Below are 631 nucleotides of genomic sequence, written 5' to 3' on the forward strand. Positions count from 1 at the left end.
TATATGAGCAGACAGTGCCCCGGCGCTGATGAAGACAAAACTGGCAGTACAAAAAATGCCCGACCATAGGGATCAGCCTGCAGGAGAAATACTCCGTGCAGGACTGGAATCCGACTGGGCGGGCAGACAACTGACTGGCTGTTCAGTCAATTTAGTTCAAACTAATTATTCACTTCAAAAGCTGGTTCAAGATGACCATTTTCGGCAAGGTCCTCAATAAAATCATAGACTTCCTGGCTGGTAAAGGCATCTTTAAGGGCCAGGATAGCATCAGAATCCTGGTTATCTTCTCTTGCTACAAGCTGGATCGCGAAAGTAAAGTCGTCATCATCTTCCAGGATAAGTGCATCTTCAGGTGTCAGCCCAACTGATTCAATAAAAGTCGGATAGTTGAATACCAGTTCCACACCATCTTCGTAGGCAGCTGATAAGTTTAGCAGATCGATACTTGTAAAGGTCAGATTATACGGATTTTCTTCAATATCATTTACAGTGGCTTCGAAACTGACATCCTCACTCAATGTGATCAAATCGTAGTGATCCAGAATCATCAGAGCACGGGCTTTGTTTGACGGGTCACTTGGAAGTGCCACTTCTGCTCCTTCTTCAATATCATCGATCGATTCATAGA

1 protein-coding gene is annotated in these 631 nt (G+C 44.2%); it reads right to left on the reverse strand.

The window, feature by feature from the left end; genetic code table 11:
* Positions 1-161: 161 nt before the first annotated feature.
* On the reverse strand, positions 162-631 hold a 470-nt coding region (locus ACYQ2O_RS12640; protein ID WP_459796758.1), incomplete at its 5' end, for a MetQ/NlpA family ABC transporter substrate-binding protein.

It is taken from the genome of Alkalibacterium sp. m-11 (assembly GCF_054658155.1).